The 26,547-nt window shown below is 53.8% G+C and carries 20 protein-coding genes; 10 read left to right on the top strand and 10 right to left on the bottom strand.

Going from position 1 to position 26,547, the window contains the following annotated elements; genetic code table 11:
- Positions 1-801 carry a dioxygenase family protein gene (locus ACFQ1T_RS00180; protein WP_379073349.1) on the top strand — a complete coding sequence of 267 codons (801 nt, stop codon included), beginning with the start codon at positions 1-3 and terminating at the stop codon, positions 799-801.
- Between the two features lie 10 nt (positions 802-811).
- Here ACFQ1T_RS00180 and ACFQ1T_RS00185 read toward each other — a convergent pair whose 3' ends face one another.
- The gene (locus ACFQ1T_RS00185; protein ID WP_379073350.1) at positions 812-2,185 is read right to left on the bottom strand and encodes a sigma-54-dependent transcriptional regulator; all 1,374 of its coding nucleotides are present in this window, start codon (positions 2,183-2,185) and stop codon (positions 812-814) included.
- 2 nt (positions 2,186-2,187) lie between these two features.
- A complete protein-coding gene (locus tag ACFQ1T_RS00190; RefSeq protein ID WP_379073351.1) occupies positions 2,188-3,870 on the bottom strand; it encodes a sensor histidine kinase in 1,683 nt (560 codons plus the stop codon).
- A gap of 38 nt (positions 3,871-3,908) precedes the next feature.
- Here ACFQ1T_RS00190 and ACFQ1T_RS00195 point away from each other — a divergent pair, with 38 nt between their 5' ends.
- Together ACFQ1T_RS00195 and ACFQ1T_RS00200 are read left to right on the top strand one after the other, a co-directional pair.
- Positions 3,909-4,949: a hypothetical protein gene (locus ACFQ1T_RS00195; RefSeq protein WP_194749744.1), complete on the top strand. Its 1,041-nt coding sequence runs from the start codon at positions 3,909-3,911 to the stop codon at positions 4,947-4,949.
- Positions 4,949-5,458, top strand: coding sequence for a hypothetical protein (locus ACFQ1T_RS00200; protein ID WP_228518958.1), 510 nt, complete (start codon positions 4,949-4,951; stop codon positions 5,456-5,458). The genes ACFQ1T_RS00195 and ACFQ1T_RS00200 overlap by 1 nt, the downstream gene beginning before the upstream one ends.
- Here the strand turns inward: ACFQ1T_RS00200 and ACFQ1T_RS00205 are convergent.
- Both ACFQ1T_RS00205 and ACFQ1T_RS00210 read right to left on the bottom strand, forming a co-directional pair.
- Positions 5,455-7,146 (bottom strand): phosphoethanolamine transferase, encoded by a 1,692-nt coding sequence (locus ACFQ1T_RS00205; protein ID WP_379073352.1) that lies wholly within the window; start codon positions 7,144-7,146, stop codon positions 5,455-5,457. The genes ACFQ1T_RS00200 and ACFQ1T_RS00205 overlap by 4 nt on opposite strands.
- A complete protein-coding gene (locus ACFQ1T_RS00210) occupies positions 7,143-7,856 on the bottom strand; it encodes a phosphatase PAP2 family protein (RefSeq protein WP_379073353.1) in 714 nt (237 codons plus the stop codon). Before ACFQ1T_RS00210 ends, ACFQ1T_RS00205 begins: the two co-directional genes overlap by 4 nt.
- 506 nt (positions 7,857-8,362) lie before the next feature.
- Between ACFQ1T_RS00210 and ACFQ1T_RS00215 the strand changes: the two genes are divergently transcribed.
- Genes ACFQ1T_RS00215 through ACFQ1T_RS00230 form a run of 4 tightly spaced genes read left to right on the top strand, consistent with a single transcriptional unit; the run spans position 8,363 to position 11,868 of the window.
- Positions 8,363-8,863 (top strand): thermostable hemolysin, encoded by a 501-nt coding sequence (locus ACFQ1T_RS00215; RefSeq protein WP_379073354.1) that lies wholly within the window; start codon positions 8,363-8,365, stop codon positions 8,861-8,863.
- Between the two features lie 9 nt (positions 8,864-8,872).
- Entirely contained in the window at positions 8,873-10,369 is a 1,497-nt protein-coding gene (locus ACFQ1T_RS00220; protein WP_379073355.1) for an AMP-binding protein, read from the top strand.
- Positions 10,366-11,064 (top strand): TenA family transcriptional regulator, encoded by a 699-nt coding sequence (locus ACFQ1T_RS00225; protein WP_379073356.1) that lies wholly within the window; start codon positions 10,366-10,368, stop codon positions 11,062-11,064. Before ACFQ1T_RS00220 ends, ACFQ1T_RS00225 begins: the two co-directional genes overlap by 4 nt.
- Before the next feature lie 12 nt (positions 11,065-11,076).
- Positions 11,077-11,868 carry an SDR family oxidoreductase gene (locus tag ACFQ1T_RS00230; RefSeq protein ID WP_379073357.1) on the top strand — a complete coding sequence of 264 codons (792 nt, stop codon included), beginning with the start codon at positions 11,077-11,079 and terminating at the stop codon, positions 11,866-11,868.
- A 6-nt stretch (positions 11,869-11,874) separates the two neighbouring features.
- On the opposite strand, the gene ACFQ1T_RS00235 is transcribed toward ACFQ1T_RS00230, so the two are convergent.
- The gene (locus ACFQ1T_RS00235) at positions 11,875-12,804 is read right to left on the bottom strand and encodes a quinoprotein relay system zinc metallohydrolase 2 (protein WP_379073358.1); all 930 of its coding nucleotides are present in this window, start codon (positions 12,802-12,804) and stop codon (positions 11,875-11,877) included.
- 103 nt (positions 12,805-12,907) lie between these two features.
- Between ACFQ1T_RS00235 and ACFQ1T_RS00240 the strand changes: the two genes are divergently transcribed.
- Both ACFQ1T_RS00240 and ACFQ1T_RS00245 read left to right on the top strand, forming a co-directional pair.
- Positions 12,908-13,504: a cytochrome b gene (locus tag ACFQ1T_RS00240; protein ID WP_379073359.1), complete on the top strand. Its 597-nt coding sequence runs from the start codon at positions 12,908-12,910 to the stop codon at positions 13,502-13,504.
- A 297-nt stretch (positions 13,505-13,801) separates the two neighbouring features.
- Positions 13,802-15,412 carry an ArnT family glycosyltransferase gene (locus ACFQ1T_RS00245; RefSeq protein ID WP_379073360.1) on the top strand — a complete coding sequence of 537 codons (1,611 nt, stop codon included), beginning with the start codon at positions 13,802-13,804 and terminating at the stop codon, positions 15,410-15,412.
- A 6-nt stretch (positions 15,413-15,418) separates the two neighbouring features.
- On the opposite strand, the gene hemE is transcribed toward ACFQ1T_RS00245, so the two are convergent.
- The 5 genes from hemE to ACFQ1T_RS00270 all read right to left on the bottom strand — a co-directional run bounded on the left by hemE (position 15,419) and on the right by ACFQ1T_RS00270 (position 25,603).
- A complete protein-coding gene (gene hemE / locus ACFQ1T_RS00250) occupies positions 15,419-16,483 on the bottom strand; it encodes a uroporphyrinogen decarboxylase (RefSeq protein ID WP_379073361.1) in 1,065 nt (354 codons plus the stop codon).
- Positions 16,484-16,654: 171 nt separating this feature from the next.
- Positions 16,655-18,082 carry a glutamate synthase subunit beta gene (locus tag ACFQ1T_RS00255; protein ID WP_338656177.1) on the bottom strand — a complete coding sequence of 476 codons (1,428 nt, stop codon included), beginning with the start codon at positions 18,080-18,082 and terminating at the stop codon, positions 16,655-16,657.
- Positions 18,083-18,170: 88 nt separating this feature from the next.
- Positions 18,171-22,820 carry a glutamate synthase-related protein gene (locus ACFQ1T_RS00260; RefSeq protein ID WP_379073746.1) on the bottom strand — a complete coding sequence of 1,550 codons (4,650 nt, stop codon included), beginning with the start codon at positions 22,818-22,820 and terminating at the stop codon, positions 18,171-18,173.
- A gap of 442 nt (positions 22,821-23,262) precedes the next feature.
- On the bottom strand, positions 23,263-24,543 hold the full coding sequence (gene hemL / locus ACFQ1T_RS00265) for a glutamate-1-semialdehyde 2,1-aminomutase (RefSeq protein ID WP_338656179.1): 1,281 nt from the start codon (positions 24,541-24,543) through the stop codon (positions 23,263-23,265).
- 106 nt (positions 24,544-24,649) lie between these two features.
- On the bottom strand, positions 24,650-25,603 hold the full coding sequence (locus tag ACFQ1T_RS00270) for a S1 family peptidase (RefSeq protein WP_379073362.1): 954 nt from the start codon (positions 25,601-25,603) through the stop codon (positions 24,650-24,652).
- Positions 25,604-25,785: 182 nt separating this feature from the next.
- Here ACFQ1T_RS00270 and ACFQ1T_RS00275 point away from each other — a divergent pair, with 182 nt between their 5' ends.
- Positions 25,786-26,526, top strand: a complete 741-nt coding sequence (locus tag ACFQ1T_RS00275) for a dienelactone hydrolase family protein (RefSeq protein WP_194749726.1) — start codon at positions 25,786-25,788, stop codon at positions 26,524-26,526.
- The last annotated feature ends 21 nt before the right edge of the window (positions 26,527-26,547 follow it).

Raw genomic sequence — 26,547 nt, forward strand, 5'->3', positions numbered from 1 at the left:
ATGAGTACTTTGTTTGTTTCGCATGGCGCGCCATCGCTGGCGTTAGCGCCGGGCCTGACCGGGCAAATGCTGGCCGCGCTTGCTGCCAGTTTGCCCCGGCCTGAGGCGATCCTGGTGGTGTCTGCGCATTGGGATACGCGTGTGCCAACGGTGAGCCTGGCTAGCCAGCCACAGACCATGCATGACTTTGCGGGCTTTCCCACGGCCATGTATACACAAACCTATCCGGCACCTGGCGCGCCTTGGTTGGCGGAGCAAGTGCTCGCTTTGCTGCAGGCGCATGATTTACCTGTACAAGCGCATCCTGATCGCGGGCTGGATCACGGCGCCTGGGTGCCTTTGATGCTCATGTATCCGCAAGCCGATATTCCGGTGACGCAGCTTTCAATCCAGAGCCGCAGCTCGCCTGCTGCCCAGTTTGCGCTGGGGCAGGCCTTGCAAGCGCTGCATGCGCAAAATATCCTGATCCTCGCCTCAGGCGCCATCACGCATAATTTGTCGGATTTTTTTAGCGCAGATCGCAATGCACCCCCGCTGGCTTATGTGCATGCATTTGCCGACTGGATGGCGGCACGCATTGCGCAACAGCAATGGGACTCGCTGTGCAATTACCGCAATGAATGTGTCTGGGCACGGCAAGCGCATGCCACCGAAGATCATTTGATGCCGCTATTCGTCGCCGCAGGCAGTGTGTCGGGCACGGCGCCTGGAACGGTGTGTGGACCTGCGCAACGCTACACGCCCGAAACCACCTATGGCATTCTGGCCATGGATGCCTACTTGTGGACCGCTCAGGGTTGAGGATGGCCGATTAACGCAGGCCGTACTGGTTCAGTTTGTTCCACAGTGAGCGCTCGCTAATCTCTAACTGCTTGGCGGCTTTGGTTTTGTTGCCCTGGCAGGCTTCAAGTGCCTTGAGAATTAAGCGGCGTTCAATGGCTTCCGTGGCACGCGGAATCGAGAGGTCATTTTCTACCGGTGTCGCGGACGTGTCTAGATTGGCGGTGGACGAAGCCGGGCCAAGCCCGGGCGATTGCGCAATGTCCGCCGGTAAGTGCTGGGGCTGGATGGTTTGGCTGCCTGCCAGAATCGCGGCGCGCTCCAGAATATTTTCCAGCTCACGGACATTGCCCGGCCAGCGATATTGATGCAAACACAGGCGTGCGCTTTCGCTGAGTTGGCCGTGGCGTTTAGCCAGAAAATACGCTGCCAGCAAGCCGACATCTTCCCCCCGCTCGCGCAATGGCGGCACTTGCAGTTGAATCACGTTGAGCCGGTAATACAAATCCTCGCGCAGTTTGCCTTCTTTGACGGCTTGCATGGGGTCGCGGTTGGTCGCCGCCACCACGCGCACATCAAGCGCGATTTGGCGGTTGCCGCCCAGTTTTTCCACCACATTCTCCTGCAATACGCGCAGCAGTTTCGACTGCAGTTGAATCGGCATTTCGGTGATTTCATCCAGAAACAGCGTGCCGCCATTGGCCAGCTCAAACTTGCCAACGCGCTCTTTTACCGCCCCGGTAAATGCGCCTTTTTCATGACCAAATAATTCTGACTCAAGAATGTCTGCCGGGATCGCTGCGCAGTTCACTGCAACAAATAATTCGGTTTTTCTGGGCGAAGCATCATGCAGGGCTTTAGCGACCAGCTCTTTGCCGGTGCCGGTTTCACCGACAATAAACACGGTGGCCCTTTCCGGCGCCACTTGCTGGATCATTTGTTTCAGCGACTGCATGGGCGCGCTATCGCCGATGAGGCCGGTGACCGTGGGTTGTCTGCTCTCCTTGAAAAACGAGTTTTCCAGTTGAATCCGGTTGATTGCCAGTGCCTTCTGAATCGCGATTTCCAATGTTTCAAGCTCAAACGGACGCAAAATATAATCACTGGCGCCCAGCTTCATGGCTTCGACGGCGGTTTTGATTTCGCCCTGGGCGGTGACCATGATGAATGGCAGGCGCTCAAATTGCTTGCGCAAGGCCTCAAGCAACTGCAAGCCGCTCATGCCCGGCATATGCAGGTCGCTCACGACCAAGTCAATCTGCTGTTGCTGGACAAGCTCGAGCGCTTCGCGGCCGTTGCCTGCCGAAAGCGCTTTGTAGCCGGCTTGCCGCAAGCTGATTTCGAGCAGCCTGCGCATATGGGGTTCATCGTCAACGGCTAAAATGGTGTGTTGTGGACTGGACATAATCAAGGGTTTGCGAGTGGCAAGGTCAGGTTAAACTGCGCCCCATGCCAGGGGCTGGTTGAGTATTGGATTGTACCACCGTGGGTCTCCATGATTTGTTTGACCACCGCCAGGCCCAGCCCGACGCCGCCCGCGCGTTGCGTAAAAAAGGCTTCAAACAGATGGGCTTGTTGTGCAGGGGGCACCCCTGGCCCATCATCTGCCACCGAAATATGGGCATGTGTCGCATCTGACCACAAGCTGAGGGCGATGTGGCCCCCCTTGGGCAAAATCTGGATGGCGTTCATCAGCAGGTTGAGCAGGACCTGCGTCATCTGGTCCTGGTCCGCCTCCACCACCACGGCCGCTGAGGCAGAGAGCGACAAGGTCAATTGTTTGGATTGTGCCTGCGCCTGCAGCAGGGCGATCACATGCTGCAAATGTGCTTGCAGGTCGAGCGGGATTTTACTGGGCGCACGCGGACGGGCAGAGTCTATCAGCGTGCTGACCAGTTTGTTCAGGCGCTCGGTTTCAGAAATAATGAAGCCCAGCACTTCTCGGCCATCTTCTGAAAGATTCGGTTCGCGTAACAAGACATCTGCGGACGAACGCATGATACCCAAGGGGGTGCGGACTTCATGGCTCATGGCCGCTGCCATTTCACCGACCACCGCCAGCTTGGCCGCGCGTGTCAGTTGCTGCTCCGAGGCGGCGAGCTCTGCCACCATGTCGGTAAACGCCTGGTGCAAGGACTGCACCTCGACCGGCCCGCTGGAGACCGGGGCAATGGCGTCGAGTTGGCGAAAGCGTTGTACATAACGGGTCAAAGCTTCCAGTGGTCGGCTGATGTTTTGCGCGATCGGGCGCACCAGCAGGATGGAGCAGACCAGCGTCACCCCCAGCACCACAATAAAAATCATGCCCAGCCTATGCACAGGCGCGACGGCTTCATCGTGATCTTTATTCAGATGTACCTGCCAGCCCTGTAACGGCAGGCGGCTGATCAGCGGTGCCTGAGCATGCAGGCTATGCTGTTGATCGGACCAGTGGCTGGATTGAGCCAACAGGTTTAATTTTTGATCAAACAAGGCCAGCTCGGTGCTGTGTTGGGCTGCATGGTCGAGCAGATTTTCAATCACGCGCCAGTTAAAGGTGACGACCAGGGTGCCAAGCGGTTGCAGGGTATTCTGCGACAGGATGGGGGCCGAAATCATGAGCTGCTGATGATCCAGCCGGTAAAGCGTGATTACCTGATCATCATCCTGGAACCGCATCCACTCAGGCGGAATTGCCAGGTGCTGGCCGATATGCGCGGGTTCGCTGGAGGCTGCGACATGCCCTTTGAGGTTAATGACATCCAGGCTGAGGTATTGCTCGGCGTAGCTTTTACGCGTCTCGGCCAAAAACATCGACAAGCGTTTATCAATGTCTTCTATCAGCAAGTCTTGCATGATGCCAAGCTGGCTCCAGCTGCGGACGTTCTGTACACGCTCGTTCAACACCCGGTCGACGTGCTCGGCAACCGCTTTACCGGTGGTTTGAAGGTCGTGCTTGATTTCTACGCGTAGCGCCTGCCTTGCCTGGTAAAAACTGATCAGGCTAACCATGAGTGCCGGCAACAGGCCCGCCAGCAAAAATACAATTAAAAGCATTTTGCGGATGGTGAGTGGCGTTTGCAAGCGCGGCAGATGTGAGAAAATACGCATCAAATGGTTTTAGCCGGGACGATCATCATGGGTCAGATATGTTAAACAGCTTCAGTCGGGTTGTGCTCAGTATTCGAGTCATGCTCAGTGTAATCAGCCTGAGTATGCTATGCAAGCCGGTGGCCGCCGAAGACCTGGATGCATTCTGGAATGCGTTTCATGTGGGGGGCTACACCAGTGCTGACATTCGCGTCCCTCGCACGCAATCCACCCAGTTTACGCTGAATCAGATCAGCATGATCACCACTTGGGACCAGGGGGGGCGTGTCAAATTTTTTAGCGAGCTGGAGCTGGAAGACCCGCTGTCTTACGACCATCATCAGGGCGTCAATACCAAAAAAAGCTACGTTGACCTCGAGCGTTTTTATTTTGATTACAACCTGAATGACAAAGCCAATGTCAGGCTGGGACGTTTTCTAACCCCTGCCGGACGCTGGAACCAACTGCATGCGCCGCCGCTGGTATGGACCGCCAGCCGGCCCTTGGTCACACGTCGCATGTTCCCTTATGGCATCAACGGTGCCATGTTGTTTGGCAGTTTGCCGGTCAAGCAAGTAGATCTTGAGTATCAGGTATATGCAGAAGCCCTCAAGGATCAGCATCAGGATGGCGACGAAATCATCTTTCGCGACGTCATGGGAGCCCGCGTCGCCTTCAACAACATTTTAGGCCTGACCGGCGCCAATGCTGGTTTAAATACCTTGGGCCTCAATGTGATGAGCTATCAGAAAAACTATGCTGGCTCACCCACGTATCATGTCTTTGGCCTGGATTTTTTGCTTGAACTCAACCGCTGGGAGTTTAGCGGTGAAGTGTATGAGCGCAGAACCACGGCGGGCGATGACGGTGGCAGCGGCGGCTACGTGCAGAGTGCCTATGCGCTAGGTCAGGAGTGGTACTGGATCACCCGCCTGGAAACGCTGCATGAAGTGGAAAGCAAAAATGCAGACCGCTGGGTATTAGGCATGACCAAGCGCGTCAAACCCAACCAGTTGCTCAAGTTTGAGTTTATTGGGGGCAGCGGGGAGTACAGCGATGTGCCGCGCGGGTTTGTAACCTCTTTTGCGGTGATGTTTTAATGTTGTTACAGCAAAGACATCATCGCCTGCGTAGACTCGTCAGTCTGCTGAGCATGCTGATGCTCATGGCGGCAAGCGTACAGGCGGCAGACGACAACCGGCCTATTGCCGTGATTGTGCCTGCACAAGCGGGGCTGGCCCCCAGCATCCATGCCGATGAGCTGGGCCTGATTTTCTGGCGCAAGAAACTGTATGCCGAGCATGGGCAGGCGCTGCATCCTGTCAATCTGCACAGTGAGCACCCACTGCGGCTCAAGTTTTCACAATGGGTATTGCATAGTACGCCGCGCTCACAAATCAACTACTGGAACGGGCTCTACTTCCACGGGGTGCAGCCGCCATACACGGTGCAATCCGAAGAAGCGATGATTCGTTACGTGGCTGAAACCGATGGCGCCGTCGGCTACATTGATGCCTGCCATGTGGATGAGCGTGTCAAACCCGTGTTGTGGCTGTCCTCCGGCAAAGTGAGCGCGGATGCGCCCACGATCAGGTGTGATACGAATTAGTTTGCCGGGATGGCAGCCTGCCCCGGTTGTGGGATCAGGTGCTTTCTTTGCTCCTCGATCAATTCACGGTTTTGTGCCAACCAGCTAAATTCGGCATGACACACTTCTGATTTCAGCTCGTAGGCGGTGAGCAGTGTGCAGAACACATCGTCGTGGCTGAGCGGATAGTTTTCATAAGGGGTCACTTGCGACAGCTGATAGTCAAAGTGCTGCCCCAGCCACAAAATAGCCGGCACATGTGTTTGCTGCTGCGGCGCAATCATGTAGGGCGCCGCATGCAGGTAAATCCCGTGTTCGCCTAATGACTCACCATGGTCAGAGACATAGAGCATTGCTGTTTCACGCTGGTCGTCATATTTTTTCAGAAACTGAATCACTTCAGATAAGAAATAATCGGTGTATAAAATGGCATTGTCGTAAGAGTTGTCAATTTCTTCTTGTGTACATTCCGACAGGCGACCGGTTTTACACACGGGCGTAAACCGTTTGAATTCATCGGGATAGCGACGGTAATACTCCGGCCCGTGATTACCCATCTGATGCAGCACGATCAGAATATCCTTGTCTTTGTTTTTTGCGACAAATTTGTCCAGGCCGCTCAGCATGCCAATGTCACGGCACTCGTTATCACTGCAGACCGGGTTGTGTATTGGTGATTTGAAATCCTCATACGGTACGCGCAGCGCCACCCCTTTTGAATCCGAGTTATTGTCACGCCAAAGTACGCTTACGCCATGCGCTTGCAGGACGTCCAGTGCATTTTCCATATGCAAGGCTTTCTCCTCGTCATATTGCTTGCGCGTCAGCAAAGAAAACATACACGGTACGGAAACTGCGGTGGACGTACCGCAAGACGTCACTTGCTTAAAGCTCAGTACGGTTTCCTTGCTCAGCCTGGGGTTGGTCAGCCTATGGTAGCCGTTCAATGAAAAGCGATCGAACCTGGCGGTTTCACCGACCACCATAATAATCAGTTCATGGTGACGCGGCTCCCCTACATTGACCGCATCTACCGCGGTTTTCTGCAAGCCGGTAATACTGCGGGTAAACACTTTTTTCGAGGCCCACTTCACCAGCGAGTAATGAAAAAAGGTGGGGTTGGCATACATGCGTACCAGTTTGTGTTCGCGGATAAAGGTCGCGTAATCTGCACTACAGGGGATCACTACCAGGACCATGCCCAACATCAACAGGCCGATCTGTTTGAGGCGAATGCTAAGCGCATCCCGCACAAAAAAACGGGCAGGCACGGCTTTGATCAATACCAGTGCCGGTATCACACCCAGCAACAGCATTTTGATGAAAAAGCCCCACGATAACAGTCCCATGACTTCACGTGCATCTGTTTTGACGGCGTTGTCCAGCATGACATGGTCAATAATCACGCCGAATTCATCCATATAAAACGCGGCCCAGGCGGCAGACAACACAATCACCGCCAACACCCAGCGAGCAGATTTGCCATGGCTCAACAGCATGAGCCACCAGGTAATGCTAAACGTGAAAAACAGGCTCAAGCTGATAATAAAGCCCGCATTTTCTGCATTCCAGGGGTAGAGATTCAGGATGTGGCTAAACAGCGCATGGTTGCTGGTCAGCATCAACCACAGGCTGACGGCCCAAATCAGGCAGATTTGGGGGGTAAACAGTACGTACAAAGCACGCTTGAGGTTTGCAAATAGTTTCATTCAATACGACTCTTGGTATAAGTAAGGACCAGCAATAGCCAACTGCACATTAGCCAAAGCGATGTCAGGGTATGCGATAAAAAGTGGGCACCTCTGACTTGTTGCGCCCAACCCAGCATTAAGCCGACGGCCAGGCCAGACAGCGCCACCAGCAGAGCTTTACGCGGGGCGTGCGGCAGCCACAACAAACAGAGCGCCGACAGCCAGACGCCACTGGTGGTATGTCCGGCTGGAAAGCAGTGTCCCTCTTCAATCCCGGCATGGCTGCTGAATGTAGGCGCCCACTGTAGCTCGCCGCCATAACGCACGACATCCCAGGGGCAAGCATGCGGCATTTGTTGTTTGAGGCCAGAGACCAGCAGCGCATTGAGCAAGGCCAAAAAAAGAATCCAGCGTAATTTATAGCGCATGGAGGCTGTCAGCCGCTTGCCGACCCAGCGTTCAGGCACACTGCTGATCAACAACAGGGTGAGCCAGAGCAAGGTCAGCAGATGCTTGGCATATTCATGCATGATGGTTTCGTAAAAAAAAGCATGCTTTTGGCTAAAGGCCTGTTGAGCAAAGTCAAAGTGCTGGTCGGCCAGATAGAGATCTATGCTTGTGCCATTGGCCAGCCAGACAATCACCATGGCGGAGAGCAGCCACGCTTTCCACAGCATGGCCAAGGTCGGTTCAGGTAACCAGGGTTGCGTTATTGTTTGAGTATTCATCGCTTAGTGTGTATGCCTGTTTTTATCCATCTTCGCACGATGGGCTGGACGTGCGTCTCTTGTTTTCAAAAACGTGGACATCAAATGCAAACCGTGTGCCACATTCCCGTACACGTCGTTAATACTAAGATAAACGACTGATTTGCATTGGGAAAACACTGTATCCTTGACAGGGCTGCGCCAGCTCATAGACGATCAGCCTCTGCAAAATGTGCAGAAGCTGAATACACAGCCTTTAAAAGGCTGCAAAATATGCAGGGGTTTGTGGGGTGGCTTTTGATTAAGATGATGATTTATAAGTATAAATTGATCTGGCATAAGGATTGCAAATGAAAGCCCAAGAGCATTCTTTGCGAGACGGTTGACATGTTACATTCAGAACCAAACACAGCATTTTATCACGCGGCCTCTGCCTATGAGCTGAGAGACTTTGCCCAGGCCAAGCGTTATCAGGTCAATGAAATTACCGGACACCTGGTCGAGCAGGGGGCCCCTGCCGTCAGGAGGTGGAGGCCTTTATTGCTGCGGTGTTTAAACAGATTTATGGTGCAGAAGTCAGCCAGTTTATGCCGCAATTAGTGGCCTTGCGGGATGCCAGTGGTGTGCTGATGGCCGCCTTTGGTTTGCATCATGCCGCCCATGGCCGTCTGTTTCTCGAGCAGTATATTGATGAGCCGATTGAGCAGTTGATGTCGCGCCAGCTTGGCCGCGACATTGCACGTGAGGAAATCACCTATTTTGGTAACCTGGCGGTGGCCAATCCGCGTAATGCCGGCGTGCTGATTGCGCATGTGATTCAACATAGCCTGAGTATGAATTTACCATGGGGCGTTGCGACCGCACATCACAGTTTGCAAAATGGCCTGATCAAGGGTGGGCGAGACTTATATCCATTAGCGGCGGCGAATCCTGATCGTCTGGACGCGCAAGAACGTGCAAAATGGGGCAGCTACTACAAACATATCCCGCAAATTGTGGCGATTCGCGGTGTGGCTGATCCTTTATAAGCCCCGATCATGATACTCAACGAAATTCAAGCGCAGGCGGCTCAAGTTCCCGAGCAGATTGCCTTACAGGGCGCACAGACGCAACTGAGCTATGCTGCCCTTGCCAAAGAAATCACGCGCGTGTCTTCGGCGTTGATGACGTTGACACCGCAAGCCAGTGTCGCCTTGGCGCTTGATAATAGCCCGGCCTGGATCGTGCTGGATCTGGCGATACTGGCGGCGGCCTGGACCAATGTACCGGTGCCCGCCTTTTTCTCTGCAACGCAAAAGCAGCATGCCATTCTGGATGCGGGCGTCAGCCTGGTGTTGACTGATACGCCCGCAGTCTGGCTAGGCCTGTTCCCCGAGGCTGCGCTAGTTGCTGAATGGCAGGTGGCCGACAAGATGGTCACGGTGCTTCGCGTGCAGGCGCATGATAGGGCGGCGCCTGTGGCCAAAATTACTTATACCTCTGGCACGACCGGCGCGCCCAAAGGCGTTTGCCTGAGCGAAGACCACATGTGGGAAGTTGCCAGTTCGATTCGGGCACTGGTCAAACCGGGCCACGATGACTGCCATTTTTGCGTGTTGCCACTTGCCACCTTGTTGGAAAATGTCGCCGGCGTTTATGCCAGCCTGATCTCTGGCACCACCGTCGTGGTCTACAGCTGCGAGGCCGTTGGCTTTAGCGGTAGCCAGTTTGATATCTTCAAGCTCTACCGTGGCCTGCAAGCCAGCCAGGCTACCACGGCCATTTTGATTCCAGAGTTGTTGCGTGCGCTGGTGGCTTGCCTGCAAGCCGGTCAGCTGGCCCTGGCTCAGTTGCGCTTTGTCGCAGTGGGGGGCGCCAAGGTGGCGCCAGAGCTGCTGTTACAGGCACATGCACTGGGGTTGCCGGTATACGAAGGCTATGGCTTGTCCGAATGTGCCTCGGTGGTCACACTGAATACCCCACTGGCCAATCAGCCAGGCAGTATTGGTCAGCCCTTGCCGCACGTGCAATTGCGCGTGGATAGCCACGGCGAGTTGTGGGTCAAAGGAGCCATTTACGCTGGGTATATGGCGGCAGATGGGACGATCACTGAACCAGCGCTTGATGTGGACGGTTACTTGCCGACCGGCGATTTGGCCTACCAGGATGCCGAAGGTCACTGGATCCTGTCTGGCCGCAAAAAAAATCTGTTTATTACTTCATTCGGGCGCAACGTGTCGCCAGAGTGGGTCGAAACGACATTGATTCAGCAGGCCGGATTGTTACAGGCCTGTGTGTTTGGAGAAGCGAGGCCGTATAACGTGGCGGTGGTGGTGCTTGCACCACAGGCAAGTCAGGCGCAAGTGGCGCAAGGCATTGCACGGGCGAATCAGGGCTTGCCTGATTATGCGCAAGTGGGCGATGTGATATATGCCAAGCAGCCCTTTACCCCACAAAACGGACAACTGACGGCCAATGGCCGTTTAAAACGCGATGTGATTGCTGCCGCGTATGCCGCAGAAATCAACGCCCTTTATGAAGGAATTTCCGCATGAGTTTTTATCAGCAATTATTGAGCGCCACTGAGCAGGAGCGCAACACCTTAATGACTTTGCCCTTGATTCAACAAGGCGCACAGGGCAACATCACCCTGGAAACCTATCGTGCTTTTCTGACGCAAGCCTATCATCATGTTAAGCACACCACGCCGTTACTGATGGCCTGCGGCGGCCGGTTGAGCGGTGAGTATGAATGGTTGCGGACCGCGATTGGTGAATATATCGAAGAAGAAATGGGGCATCAGGAATGGGTGCTGAATGATATTGAAGCCTGCGGTGGCGACAAGGAGTCTGTGCGTCACAGTGCAACCGAGCAAGATGCCGCTTGCCATGCAACCGAGGTGATGGTGGCTTATGCCTACGACATGATACACCGCGTGAATCCACTGGGCTTTTTTGGCATGGTGTTAGTGCTTGAAGGCACGAGCACAGCGGTGGCCACCCAGGCCGGCGAAAAAATCATGCAGGCACTGCAGTTGCCCAAAAAAGCTTTTAGCTATCTGTTTTCGCATGGGTCGCTGGATATTAGCCATGTCACTTTCTACGAAAGTCTCATGAATCAAGTGACCAAAGCAGAAGACCAGCAAGCGATCATTCATGCGGCCAAACGGTTTTACCGCTTGTATGGCGAGATCTTTAAACATGTCGCGGCACAAGCGGCGATCAATCACACGCTGCAACAAGCAGCTTAGGAGCCATCAGTCATGGAGTTGCGTAATTTACATGTGGTATTGACCGGTGCGACCGGTGGCCTCGGTTCGGTGCTTGCGCTTGCGTTGAGTGCAAGAGGGGCCGTCGTCGGGCTCGTTGGCCGAGATCCGGTTAAACTGCATGTCTTGCAAAAAAGAATTACCAGTCAGGGTGGCAAGGCGCACATTATCGTTGCCGATCTGGCGCAGCCGAATATGGCCAGTCAAGTGCTCACGCAGTCTTTGCGCGAGATGGGGCATGTCGATTTGCTGATGAACAATGCTGGCATCATTGAGTTCACCGAGTTTGCCAAGCAGGCCGAAGTGAACATTGACAACATGATTCATACCAATGTCACGGCGACCTTGGTATTAAGCCGTGAATTTGTCACCTATTTTAGCCAGCGCGGCCGCGGGCATCTGGCATTTGTCGGCTCTATTTTTGGTTCGCTGGGGTTTCCGCATTTTGCCACCTACTGCGCCAGCAAATTTGCCATCCATGGCTTTAGCCAGGCCTTGCGGCGTGAGCTCATCGATAGCAACATCGGGGTCACTTATATCGCCCCACGCGCTATCGCCACGCCTATGAATGACGACCGCACCAATGCCATGTGGCAAGCGTCCGGCCAAGCCATTGATGAACCGCAATTTGTTGCGGATAAAATTATCCAGGCGCTGCTCAAAGACCAACAAGAGCTGTTTATCGGTCAACCGCAAAGCTTTTTTGCCTGGTTGAATGGACTGGCGCCGAGGCTAGTGAATCTCGGCTTGAAGCAACAAGCGAGGCTGGCGAAGCGGTTTTTGTAGCTTGACTTATTCCCATTCCAGTTGCGGGTAAACCACATTGACATTGCGCCGGTTGGCGATGTCGAACAATACCCAGTTGTCATGCTCAGAGGCGGCTGCAGTGTCCATGGTTTGTTCCATGCTGATGCCTTTTTTGATGCTGGTTCTGATATCGCTTAATAACAAGTTGAGATAGCGTAACTCGTTGCCAATGATGGTTTTCTGGTCGCTGCTCTCTAACCCATGGCCGGGGACGATGAGCGAGTATGGTTGCTGGTTGATTTGCTCCAGCACGGCGATCAAGCCTTTGAGGTCGCCTTCTACCACTGGCGTCCGTTGCGCAAACAGCAAGTCGCCCGCAAACAGGGTATTGGTTTGCGTGTCTAGAATAGTGAGGTCAGTATGGGTGTGGGCCACCTTGCGCGCTTGTAGTTGCAGGATGCGGTGCCCCAGGTCCAGCGTCTGCTCAGCATGCACAAGGGTATCCGGGGGGATGGTGGGGCTTGCCGCACCGTCAGCCCCCAGTAGGCGCGCATTCAGTTTTTCATATTGCTCCTTGCGCAGCAGCATGTTGGTGGCCAGTTTTTCGTGACCGACAAAGTGGGTAGTGCCATTTTGAAAAGCGGCGTTGCCATAGGTGTGGTCTGGATGGACATGGGTATTGATGACATATCGGATAGGCAAGGGGCTGATGCGGCGAATGGCGGCGAGTAATTGGTCACCGGTATGTTTGCTGCCGCCACTGTCAATCACGGCAATGGCCTCTTGGCCAATGATGACGCCGAGGTTGCAGATGTCGCCCTGATAGCCATCATCAATATCCAGATGCTTGCCATGGTGCACATAGATGCCGTCCGCCACCTGTTTAAATTCAAAGTCGTCGGCCCAGGCCTGGCTACACAGCGTTACAAATACGTATACAAGACGCACACCAAAGCGGTTGATTTTTGATAACATGACAGCTTACCCATGAATGATTCATGCATCATAAACAATTCATGCATGCAGTCATAGTGACCGCTGTCACAGGCTGGTCAGATTCATCTACAAAGGAGATTCAATGAGTTCAACCCAGCGTTATACCAAGGTGGCGATTATTCTGCACTGGCTCATCGCACTGGTCATTATTGGCATGTTTGCCCTGGGCTGGTACATGGGCGAGTTGCCGAAAGACGGGCCAAAACAAACGGCCTTTGATCTGTTCGATCTGGGGATCGTCACCTGGCAGATGGACGAGCCGGCCACAGCCCGGACACTGTATTTTAATCTGCACAAGTCCATCGGCTTTACCTTGCTCTGGCTGGTGATTTTCCGTGTCTACTGGCGTGTGACACATACCCCGCCTGCCATGCTGGCCAGCTATTCAGCGCTGGAGCGTAAGTTGGCGACAGCCGTGCATCACATACTGTATTTGCTGATGGTCTTGATCCCATTGAGCGGCGTACTCATGACGCTTTACAGCAAGTTCGGCTTGAAGTGGTTTGGGCTGGAGGTGTTCGGCGGGCTGGATAATGCCGATTTGCGCGATGTGTTTAAAGAGTCTCACGAGTTATTTGCCAACCTGATGCTGGCTGCATTTATCGTGCATGTGCTTGGGGCACTCAAACATCAGTGGAAAGATAAAGACGAGACCATGTCGCGCATGTCTCTGAAGTAGAAAGAGGATTACCTGAAAAAAGCCTGCGATTGCAGGCTTTTTTATTTTCCTTTTTCGGCTGATGGTGCCCAAGCGCACTGCAAAAAGTGCACCCGGCTGATTAAACGCATTTATAGCCCTGCAAAAAATGCACAGAGTAAATTGGTTTTGATTATAGGTGGTTGATTGTAAATGTGATTTTATTTGGCATACGCCTTGCTGGTGAGTGCTGGATGTCGGGAATTAACATGGCGCCTATCAGCGTGTGATGAATCCTGACTCGCCATTCAGTCGTTCATCAATCACAAGCGGATAGGCATGTCGCCAGTACAAATAAAACAAAACAGTCATTTGAGTCACTTCCTGTGGTTAGCGGTCACCCTGCTTTGGTTGGGCATAGCCGCCGTTTGTCGGCCACTTACTCTGCCGGATGAAGGCCGCTATGTCGGCATTGCCTGGGAGATGTTGACCTCTGGAAACTGGGCGATTCCTCATTTGGATGGCTTGCCATATTTTCATAAACCGCCTTTGTTTTACTGGATCACGGCGGCCAGTTTCAAGCTGTTTGGCCCTTCGCTGCTTGCTAGCAGGCTGGCCTCCTTGCTGGCTGCCTTATTGATGGCGATCGCGCTGTATTGGTTTACAGCCAGGCATCTGGACAAAAAAACTGCGGTACTGGCTTTTGTCGCCCTCGTGACGCAGCCATTCTTTTTTGCCAGTGCCCAGTTTGCCAATCTGGATATGTTGGTTGCCAGCATGATTGCCATGACGATCATGCTGGCAGCAGAATTTATCTGGAGTATTGAACAAGGCCAGCTGGAGCGAAAATATCTGTGTATGGCGATGGTGTTTGCTGCCGGAGGCGTTCTGGCCAAGGGCCTGATTGGCATGGTCTTGCCTGTGCTGGTCGTTGGTGGCTGGCTGCTGGTGAGTCGCCGTCTTGCGTCTCTCAAGTATTTCTTATGGTGGCCAGCGCTGGTATTGTTTTTTCTGATGGCCAGTCCCTGGTTTTTATGCATGGAATCGCAGTTTAAGGGTTTTCTGGAGTACTTTTTTATTCATCACCATGTGCAGCGCTTCACCGGCACGCACTTTAACAATCAGCAGCCGTTCTGGTTTTATCTGCCCGTGCTATTGGCGCTGACCTTACCCGCTTCTCTGTGGTTGACCCGCTTGCGCAAGCGAGAAGTCCAGCGCTGGAGTTCACGGCAGCAGGATGTGGCCTGGCTGATGGTATGTTGGCTGGCATTGATCCTACTATTTTTTTCGATCCCGGTTTCCAAACCACTGGGCTACATCATGCCAGTTTTGCCGGCAATGGCGGTCTTGACAGCCATGGGTATGCGGCAAGCCTGGCAGCACCGCTTCCCCAAGCGTTTGTGGGTCACATTTTTGGCGGCGGCCGTGACCTGTGTGATAGCCATGGGTATGGTGATTCAGCACGCGCAAAAAACAGCTTCTTTCCTGCTGGCAACCAAGGTCCAGCCCTTGGTTAGCAAACAGGATCAATTGATTCTGCTCAATAAATACCAGTTTGACTTGATGTTTTATCTGCGGTTATCGCATCCCGCCTGGATGGTGGCTGATTGGCGCACTGCTGAGTATGAGGTGTTGGACGACAGTTGGGAAAAGGAGCTGATAGAGGCCAAGCATTTTGACCCGCAAACAGCGGCAAACCAGTTGTTGACCGAAAGTGTGTTGACACAACACGTTTGCCAGCTAGGGCGGAAGCAGGCCGTTTGGGTGGCGGGCGACTCTGGTAACGCCAGCCATTTACCCATGCTCGCCGGCATCGCGCCGATCGCCACTGTGCGAGATCACTACTTGTGGCGATTCAGTCCCGCGCAAGTCTCACGTTTTTGCCTCGCCAAAACAAGGCCTCGTGAGCTCATCACAGCACAGTCTGGCCGCAATAAGCTCGCGCGGTGACGACGTTTACACGTGATACTGTGGACTGAGCTTGCGCAGGGTTTCAAGCATGCAGGCCGCATGCTCAGGAGGTGTCCATTGCGTGATGCCATGGCCCAGGTTAAAGACATGGCCGTGACCATGGCCGTAGCTGGCCAGAATCTGCGCGACTTCTTTTTCGATGGCGGCAGGAGAGCTCAACAGGATCGCCGGGTCCATATTGCCTTGCAAGGCAACCTTGTTACCCACGCGTGCCCGTGCCTGGCCGAGATCCACGCTCCAGTCTAATCCGAGGGCATCGGCACCGATAGCCGCCTGTGACTCCAGCCACAACCCGCCGCCTTTGGTAAACACGATGCTGGGCACCGGTTTGCCTTCTGCGGTTTTAGTGAGGCCAGCGACAATTTTCTGCATGTATTGCAGTGAAAACTCCTGATAGCCTTGATGCGATAAGGCCCCCCCCCAAGAGTCAAAAATCATCACCGCCTGTGCACCGGCCGCAATCTGTGCATTGAGGTATTGCGTCACCGTTTGCGCCGTAATTTCCAGAATGCGGTGCAGTAATTCGGGTCTGGCATAGCCCATTTTTTTGGTATTCAAAAAGTCGGTGCCGCCTTTGCCTTCCACCATGTAGGTGGCCAGTGTCCATGGACTGCCTGAAAAACCGATCAAAGGAACACGGCCATTCAGTGCTTGACGGATGCTGCTGACAGCATCAAATACATATTGCAGTTTGGCCATGTCAGGCACTTCCAGTTTGAGGATGTCTGCCTCTTCTTGTAAAGTCCGCTCAAACTTGGGGCCTTCCCCTTCTTCAAAATACAAGCCCAGTCCCATGGCATCAGGGACGGTCAATATGTCGCTGAACAGAATGGCCGCATCCAGTTGGGGATAGCGGTCCAGCGGTTGCAGGGTCACTTCGGTGGCAAAGGCCGGGCTCTGGCACAGTTGCATAAAGCTGCCCGCGGTTTTGCGGCTTTCGCGGTATTCAGGCAGGTAGCGGCCTGCCTGGCGCATCATCCACACCGGGGTATATTCAGTAGGCTGGCGCAACAGGGCGCGCAGAAAAGTGTCATTTTGAAGAGTGGTCATTTGCTCTGGTTTCGGTTGCCTGTGCTGCTGTGGTCGTACGCACATCAGCTAAAAGCATGATTATAAAGGCCAAGCCGTTGTTTCACCTGAAAGAATGCGGTTTTTTTGCGATATGACAAATAAAAACGCCGATGAAAACCATCGGCGTTTTGCGTCTCACGGCAACCTGGACTAGCGTGGCAGAGTAGAGCTGCCCATCAGGAACGCATCGACTTCGCGTGCGCACTGACGGCCTTCACGAATCGCCCAGACTACCAGAGACTGGCCGCGACGGATGTCACCGGCAGCAAAGACTTTGTCCTTGCTGGTTTTGTAACAGCCTTCGCCATCGGTCGTGGCTTTGGCATTGCCGCGGTTGTCTTTTTCCACGCCAAATGCATCCAGCACTTTTTGTACCGGTGAGACAAAGCCCATGGCCAAAAACACCAGATCAGCAGGAATGGTGAACTCTGAACCTGGAATTTCAGACATTTTGCCATCTTTCCATTCCACACGTGCACCTTTAAGGGCTTTCACCTTGCCGTTCTCGCCGATCAGCTCTTTGGTTGTGACCGACCAGTCACGATTCGCGCCTTCTTCATGCGAGCTGGAGGTGCGCATTTTGAGTGGCCAGTTTGGCCACACCATAAATTTGTCTTCTTTTTCAGGCGGCTGAGGCATCAACTCGAACTGGGTGATGCTGGCTGCCCCATGGCGGTTGGAGGTGCCTACGCAGTCAGAACCGGTATCGCCACCGCCGATAACCACCACATGTTTGCCGGTGGCTTTAATCTGGTTAGGGACGTTGTCGCCGGCCACCATTTTGTTGTTAGGGGTCAGGAAGTCCATGGCGAAATGAACACCATCGAGTTCACGACCTGTCACGGGCAGGTCACGTGGCTGTTCTGCGCCACCTGCCAGGATGACGGCATCAAAGTCACGCTCCAGATCGGCCGCGCTGACGTTTTCACCGACATGCTGATTCACCTTGAAGGTCACGCCTTCGGCTTCCATCTGCGCCATCCGGCGGTCAATGTTTGCTTTATCCAGTTTGAAGTCAGGAATGCCATACCGCAGCAAGCCGCCGATACGGTCATTTTTTTCAAACACGGTCACGGCATGGCCCGCGCGAGCAAGTTGTTGTGCTGCGGCGAGGCCTGCGGGGCCAGACCCCACAATCGCCACTGTTTTGCCAGTTTTGTTCGGGTTGATTTGTGGTGTGACCCAACCGTTTTCCCAAGCTTTGTCGATGATGGCGTGCTCGATGGACTTAATCCCGACGGCGTCGTTATTAATGTTCAAGGTGCAGGCTGCCTCGCAAGGGGCGGGGCAGATACGGCCAGTAAAGTCCGGGAAGTTGTTGGTGGAATGCAACACGTCAATCGCGCTGCGCCAGTCCTGATGATAGACCAGGTCATTCCAGTCAGGAATGATGTTATTGATTGGACAGCCGGTGGTGCAAAATGGAATGCCGCAATCCATGCAGCGTGCCCCTTGCTGTTTGGCCTGGTCGTCTGTCAAATGCAGGACGAACTCTTTGTAGTTCTTGACGCGATCCTGAACGGGCAGATTTTCTTCTGCCAGTCGGTCAAATTCCATAAAACCTGTGACTTTACCCATGTGAAATCATCTCTTCCCAGTTGCTCGTGACAGACACAACTTTAAACAGCCCCGCCAATCACGCGGGGCATTCAATTAACAAAAACGATTATGCGGCTTGCTTGGCGGAGGCTGCAGCCATTTCGGTCAGTGCGCGTTTGTATTCGTTCGGGAATACTTTAACAAATTTTGCACGCGCGGCTGACCAGTCGGCCAACAGTTCTTTTGCTCGAGGGCTGCCTGTCAACGCCAGGTGCTGCTCGATCAAGCCTTTAAGAATCACTTCGTCTGGCAGGCCTAGGTGTTGTACTTTGCCAACATCTGCTTCCGCCGCTTCGACTTTTTCCAGTGACACCATGCTCATATTGCAGCGTTTGGCAAACTGGCCGTCAATGTCGTAAACATAGGCAATGCCGCCACTCATCCCGGCTGCAAAGTTCTGGCCGGTCTGACCCAGTACCACCACGGTCCCGCCAGTCATGTATTCGCAACCATGGTTGCCTACGCCTTCAACCACGGCAGTTGCGCCTGAGTTACGTACGCAGAAGCGCTCACCCGCCACACCGCTCAAGAAGCTGCTGCCTGTGGTCGCACCGTACATCACGGTGTTACCAACGATGATGTTTTCATAGGATAAGCCACGGAATGTTGCAGGTGGTTTGATAATGATCTGACCACCACACAGGCCTTTACCCACGTAGTCGTTGCCTTCACCTGTCAGCTCAAAGGTAATGCCCTTGGCCAGGAATGCCGCAAAACTCTGACCGGAGGTGCCAGTGAATTTGACGTGGATGGTACCGTCGGGCAGACCGGCGTTGCCATAACGGCTCGCCACTTCGTGTGACAGCATGGTACCTGCTGTACGGTTAGTGTTCACAATTGGCAACTCAAGCGTAACTTTTTCGCCTTTTTCCAACGCCGGTTTAGCCAATGCGATCAATTTGTTATCCAATGCTTTGGCGATGCCGTGATCTTGCACGTCATTGTTTTTGCGTGCCACACTGGCTGGCATGTCTGGCAAGTGGAATACTTTGCTGAAGTCCAGGCCATTGATCTTCCAGTGCTCGATGCCGGCTTTCATGTCCAGCAAATCGGCACGGCCAATCAAGTCATCAAACTTGGCAATGCCCATGCTGGCCATCAGTTCACGCACTTCTTCAGCGACAAAGAAGAAGTAATTCACGACATGCTCAGGCTGGCCGGTAAACTTCTTACGCAGTTCTGGATCTTGGGTGGCAACACCGACCGGGCAAGTGTTCAAGTGACACTTACGCATCATGATACAGCCTTCAACCACCAGCGGTGCGGTGGCAAAGCCAAATTCGTCTGCACCCAGCAGGGCGCCAATCAGCACGTCACGGCCGGTTTTCATCTGGCCATCGACTTGCAGCACGACGCGACCACGCAACTGGTTGAGTACGAGGGTCTGCTGGGTTTCGGCCAGACCAAGCTCCCATGGCGTGCCTGCGTGTTTGATCGAAGAAATTGGTGAAGCGCCTGTCCCACCATCATGACCAGCGACCACGATGTGATCGGACTTGGCCTTGGCCACGCCCGCTGCCACGGTACCGATGCCGGTTTCTGACACGAGTTTGACCGAAATCGAGGCTTTTGGATTGGCGTTTTTCAGGTCATGAATCAGCTGTGCCAAATCTTCAATCGAGTAAATGTCGTGATGTGGTGGTGGAGAGATCAAGCCGACGCCAGGCACCGAGAAGCGCAATTTCGCAATGTAGGGCGACACTTTATGGCCAGGCAACTGACCGCCTTCCCCAGGCTTGGCACCTTGTGCCATTTTGATCTGGATCTGGTCAGCGCTGCTCAGGTATTCGGCGGTCACGCCAAAGCGGCCAGAGGCCACCTGCTTGATGCGTGAGCGCAAAGAGTCACCCGCTTGCATTGGCACATCTGCTTCAATCAAATCACTGCCCAATACGGTGGCCAGGCTGGATTCTGTTTGAACCGGAATAAAGCGTTTGACGTCTTCACCGCCTTCGCCAGTATTGGACTTGCCGCCAATCCGGTTCATGGCAATCGCCAAGGTGGCGTGCGCTTCGGTTGAAATGGAGCCCAAAGACATGGCACCAGTCGCAAAGCGTTTCACGATTTCCTTGGCGGATTCAACCTGGTCCAATGGGATGGCTGCAGCAGCCGGTTTGATTTCAAACAGGCCACGCAAAGTCATATGACGGCGCGTCTGGTCGTTGATCAGCGCGGCATACTCTTTGTAGGTTTCATATTTGCCGGTCCGTGTTGCATTCTGCAATTTGCTGATCGACATCGGTGTCCACAAGTGCTCTTCACCGCGTACACGGAAGGCGTACTCACCGCCCGCTTCCAGCGCATTGGAGAGCACGGGGTCATTCCCAAATGCTTGCATGTGCATGCGTACAGTTTCTTCGGCAACTTGCTCCAGACCGATGCCTTCAATCTGGCTGACCGTGCCAGTGAAATAGTCATTCACAAACTGGCTATTGAGGCCGATCGCTTCAAAAATCTGTGCGCCGCAGTAAGACTGGTAGGTCGAGATGCCCATTTTGGACATGACTTTGTACAAGCCTTTGCCGATCGCCTTGACGAAGTTTTTGCCGGCTTTTTCAACATCGCCGGTCAGGGTCTTGATGGTTTCGTACACCAGCCATGGGCAAACAGCTTCCGCACCATAGCCTGCCAGCAGGGCAAAATGGTGTACTTCACGGGCTGAGCCTGTATCAATCACCAGACCGGTGCTGGTACGCAAGCCGGCTTTGACCAGAAACTCATGCGTGGCCGAGCAGGCCAGCAGGGCTGGAATGGCAATGCGGTTCGCTGCGACGGCACGGTCCGAGAGGATCAGTACGTTATAGCCGTCATGCACGGCTTTTTCGGCTTGGTCGTGCAAGACGTCCAGGGCCTGTTTCATGCCGGTTTTACCTAAGGCGGCATCATAAGTCAGGTCAAGGACGATGGACTTGAACTGGCCTTTGGTCAAAGACTCAATCTGTTTGAGTTTTTCCAGGCCTTCCAGGCTCAACACTGGCTGGCCGCTTTCCAAACGCAATGGCGGGTTGGTCTCATCAATCGCCAACAGGTTGGGTTTAGGGCCGATAAATGTCACCAGTGACATCACCAGCTCTTCACGGATCGGGTCAATCGGCGGGTTGGTCACTTGTGCAAACAACTGTTTAAAGTAGTTGTACAGCGTCTTGGCTTTGTTGGACAGCACGGGCAAGGCCGCGTCGTTCCCCATGGAGCCTGAGCCCTCTTCGCCGTTGTCTATCATGGGTTGCAAGACAAACTTCAAGTCTTCCTGAGAGTAACCAAAGGCTTGTTGGGTATCCAGCAAATCCGCTTTCGGGCTGACTTCGCCATTGCCTACGCCAGGCAAGTCGGTCAAATGGAAGCGGGTCTGTTCAATCCACTGGCGATAAGGTTTGGCTTGTGCCAGTTCAGTTTTGACTTCTTCGTCGTCGATAATGCGGCCTTGCTCCATGTCGATCAGCAACATTTTGCCTGGCTGCAAACGCCATTTTTTAACGATTTTTTCTTGTGGGAAAGTGATCACGCCCATTTCAGACGCCATCATGACGATGTCGTCTTCGGTCACCAGGTAGCGGGCTGGACGCAAGCCATTACGGTCAAGCGTGGCACCAATCATTTTGCCATCGGTAAACGCGACTGCAGCCGGGCCGTCCCATGGCTCCATCAGTGCCGCGTGGTATTCATAGAACGCACGGCGGTCTTCGTCCATTAATGGGTTGCCTGCCCAGGCTTCCGGGATCAGCATCATCATGGCGTGTGGCAGGCTATAGCCACCAGCCACCAGCAGCTCAAGACAGTTATCAAAGCAGGCGGAGTCGGACTGGCCTTCTGCAATCAGTGGCCACAGTTTTTCCAAGTCTTCACCCAGCACCGCAGATTTCATGGTCTCATGACGGGCGGCCATCCAGTTCACGTTGCCTTGAACGGTATTGATTTCACCGTTGTGTGCAATCATGCGGAAGGGGTGGGCCAGATCCCAGGCTGGGAAGGTGTTGGTAGAGAAACGCTGGTGTACCAGTGCAAGCGCTGAAATCACGCGCTCATCTCTCAAATCTTTGTAGTACACGCCCACTTCATTAGCCAGCAGCATGCCTTTGTAGACGATGGTGCGCGAAGAGAAGGACGGCATGTAAAACTGTGCCTTGTCTTGTAGGTTTAGTGCGCGAATCGCGTGTTCAATGCGTTTGCGGATCACAAAGCATTTGCGTTCAAAGGTGTTGCTGTCGGTCACGGTGCTGGCAATAAACACCTGGCGCATCACAGGCTCAACCGCGCGGGCGGCGTCGGCAATATTGCTGTTGTCGACCGGCACATCACGCCAGCCCAGCAGGGTTTGATTTTCTTCTGCAATGATTTTGGCAAAGATGGCTTCGCATTTCGCGCGGTTGTCTGCGTTTTGTGGCAGAAATGCCTGACCGACGGCGTATTGTCCGGCTGCTGGCAAGGTCATGCCCAGCTTGGCAGCCTCTTCGCGCATAAAGGTATCTGGCATCTGCATCAGCAAGCCCGCGCCGTCACCCAGTTTAGGGTCGTAACCGGTCGCGCCGCGATGGGTCAGGTTGTCCAGCAGTTGCAGGCCTTTAGCGACAATGTCGTGGCTTTTCTGGCCTTTAATATGGGCGACAAAGCCCACGCCACAGCTATCTTTCTCGTGGCGTCTGTCATATAAACCCTGGGATTGCGGAGCTAAACCGAATTGGTCGTCCCGGGCGGTTGCGGTATCTTGAGAAGCACTCATCAGGTTGTTGTCAGACTGCATGTCCATTGCCAGATTCTTCACTTACAAAACATTTGGAGGAACCTTCAATGATACCGTTAAAGTTTAGCAATTTCAATTGTTTAGCCTGCGTTAAATAACGGATAAAGGCATTTTATTTTTTAGTTGAGAATGGTTTTTATTTACCAATTAATTGCGCTTTAATTTACACAAATACCAGAGAGCTAGCAGGGTTTTAAAATGGTGGGCTCAGTTGAATCTGTCACGCTTGTGAGGCCGTTTATCCCTGAATAGAGCACTCCTGGCGAGTCCGTGGATCAGAGATTGCGATTGGATTGTCTTTATATAGATGGCCTGCCAGAAGGTGTCAGGCCGCTCAGGGGGCGTCATCCGGGATGGTCGGTGATGTGGGGATTTGTTTGCGTGGCGAGCCTGAGAGGTAATCGCCACGCAACCGCTTGGCTTACAGGCTGGCAAAGGCTTGTTCGGCCGCCTGTACGGTTTGGGCGATATCGGCATCGGTATGTGCCGCCGAGACAAAGCCCGCCTCAAATGCAGATGGCCCCAGATAAATGCCGCTGTTCAGCATGCTGTGGAAGAAGTGATTAAAGGCATTTTTATCTGCCTGCATCATGTCGGCGTAGCTGGTGGGGTTGCTGGCGCTAAAATAGAGGCCAAACATGCCGCCTACGCTTTGTGCGCTAAAGGTGACGCCCGCTTTGCGTGCTGCCTGCTTCATGCCGTCCATTAACTGCGCTGTTTTTGCCGTCAGTGCCTCATAAAAGCCGGGTGCCTGGATCAGTTTGAGGGTGGTCAGCCCGGCGGTCACTGCCACGGGATTGCCTGATAGGGTGCCGGCCTGGTAAACCGGCCCTAGTGGTGCCAGTACGCTCATGATGTCTTTGCGGCCACCAAAGGCGCCTACGGGCAGGCCGCCTCCAATGACTTTGCCCAGGGTCGTCATGTCCGGTCTAATGCCATATAGTGCCTGTGCACCGCCCAGTGCCACGCGGAAGCCGGTCATGACTTCATCAAAAATCAGCACCGTGCCATGCTGAGTGCACAGTTCACGCAAAGTGGTTAAGAACTCGCGGTGAGGCACAATCAGGTTCATATTGCCGACTACCGGCTCCAGAATCACGCAGGCAATCTCGTCCCCCATGCTGGCAAAGGTGTCTTTGAGCATTTGCGAGTTGTTGTAATCGAGCGTCAGGGTGTGCGCAGCGACTTCTGGCGGGACACCGGCGGAGCTGGGTTCGCCAAAGGTGAGCAAGCCGGAGCCAGCCTTCACGAGCAAGGCATCGGCATGGCCGTGGTAACAGCCTTCAAATTTGATGATTTTATTGCGCTTGGTAAAGCCACGGGCCACGCGAATGGCGCTCATGGTCGCTTCGGTCCCGCTGCTGACCAGGCGTACTTGTTCCATACTGGGCACAAGTTGATTAATTAATTCAGCCATTTCGAGCTCGAGGCCGGTTGGCGCGCCGAAACTCAGGCTGTTGGCGGCCGCTTGCTGCACGGCTGCAACAACTTCCGGGTGGGCATGTCCCAAAATCATGGGGCCCCAGGAGTTGATGTAGTCAATGTATTCCTTGCCATCCGCATCCCAGAGCTTGGAGCCGAGGCCCTTTTTGAAAAAGATGGGCGTGCCACCGACACTGCGAAACGCACGTACCGGCGAGTTGACGCCGCCTGGAATCAGTTGCTGGGATTTTTCAAACAGTTGCTGGTTGCGAGAGGTCATGACGGAGCAATCGGATAAACATTAAAAACGCTATTCTAGCAGAGCCTCTGGGGTTGATCATGCTTGCGCTTGGCCGGATGGCTTTTGGTCAGCGAGTGTGCCCAAGCTATTGAGTTTGGCTGGCGAGCTGTTGAAGGTGGCGCTCAGCCTCTGCCTGCAAGCTTGGCTGCGCGGATTGTTGAGCGAGCAAGGCCAGTCCTGACCAAGCCTCCAGATAGTTCGGCTCCAGCGTGGTGGCCTGTAAATAGGCTTGTTGGGCTGCGGCGAGGTGCCCTTGCCCATGTAGCGCACTGGCTAAATAAAAGTGTGCTTCTGCAGCCTCTGCTTGCTGGCTTAACCAAGTGCGCGCGATCTGCTCTACGGCCGGCCAGTCGCTGTTTTGGTAAGGAATCACCACTTGCATCCAGAATGGGCGCTCATTCAGCGGTAAGTCCCAAAAGGGAGTGGCGTCGGCCTGAATGCTGTTGCTGGCTTGTTTGCCAAGCAGCGTTTGTATCCACTCGACCGGCACACTATAAAAGTAGGCCTGTTTGCCGGGACTTTTAAACGTGCTTAAAGCAACCAGTTCGCCTGTCTGGTTAAAGGTCGGGCTGCCACTGGCGCCCATGATAAACGCGGCATCGGTGCGCACAATCAGGCTGTCATCATAGGGGTACAAGGCTTTCACATGGCCTGCGATGGTTTGTGGCTTGGGCGGTCCACCTGGAAAGCCGATGGAAAAGACGGCATCACCATAATGTAAGGCGGCGGTTGTGCCCAGCTTGACTGGCGGCAGTTCCAGATATTGAAATTTCAACAGGCAGATATCGTGTTTCCAGTCCGCGACCATGCCAACCGGGCTGACGCTATCACCGAATTTGGAAACGCTAACGCCGCTGCTGTTCGCCAGCACATGGCAATTGGTAGCCACTGTATCTGGCGCCACAACCACGCCGCTGCCGACGCCGTGACCGCCCGTTTGCGTCATGCTGTGCACTTTTACCACCGAGGCTTTCAGTCGGTAAACCAGCTCATGGTCGAGCTCGGCATGGGCCACCAAAGCGCTCGTGCTGAAGAGCATGAAGCAAACAAGATTGAATGAGGGGCGCATACAAACTCCCATGGTTGGTGATGAAGGCAAGCTACCTCGACTTTGTCAGCCGGAATTGCAAAAAATTCTGCTTGCCCTGGCACAATATCTGTGAAAAGCCATGCAAACAGCGCTAGAATAGCCGGTATTTTTTGATTGTTTAAGGATTTATCATGCTGATTACGAGCGAAATCGTTGATTTGGACACCCCGACCGGGGTGATGCGTACTTATGTTCATCGTCCAAAACACGATGGCAAAGTGCCTGCGGTTTTGTTTTACTCTGAAATTTTTCAGCAGACCGGTCCGATTGAGCGCGCAGCGCGCTTTTTAGCAGGGCATGGTTATGCCGTGCTGGTGCCTGAAGTGTTCCATGAGTTGAATCCGATTGGCACGGTATTGGGCTATGACGATGCTGGCCGTGACAAAGGCAATGCGGACAAAATGGCCAAAGATGTGCAGGCCTACGACACGGATAACCGCGCCATGATTGACTATCTGAACAAGCAAGCCTGGTATGACGGCAATTTGGGTGCGGCCGGTTTTTGTATCGGTGGTCACCTGGCTTTCCGTGCAGCTTTGCAGCCAGAAGTGAAAGCGACGGCCTGTTTCTATGCCACCGATTTGCACACCAACATTATCCCGAACCAGCCTGGTCAGCACAGCATGGACCGTGTCGGCGAAATCAAGGGCGAGTTGCTTATGATCTGGGGCAAGCAAGACCCTCATATCCCGGGAGATAAGCGTGCAGAGCTGTATAACCGCTTTGCCGCGGTGCCCGGACTGCATTACACCTGGCATGAATTTAATGGACAACATGCCTTCATGCGCGATGAAGGGGAACGTTACGATGCGCAGCTGGTCAACATTGGATATCAATTGACCTTGCAGATGTTCGGTAACGTACTCAAGTAACCGACTGGAACACTTGAGCGA

It is taken from the genome of Methylophilus glucosoxydans (assembly GCF_042676145.1).
GTDB lineage: Bacteria > Pseudomonadota > Gammaproteobacteria > Burkholderiales > Methylophilaceae > Methylophilus > Methylophilus glucosoxydans.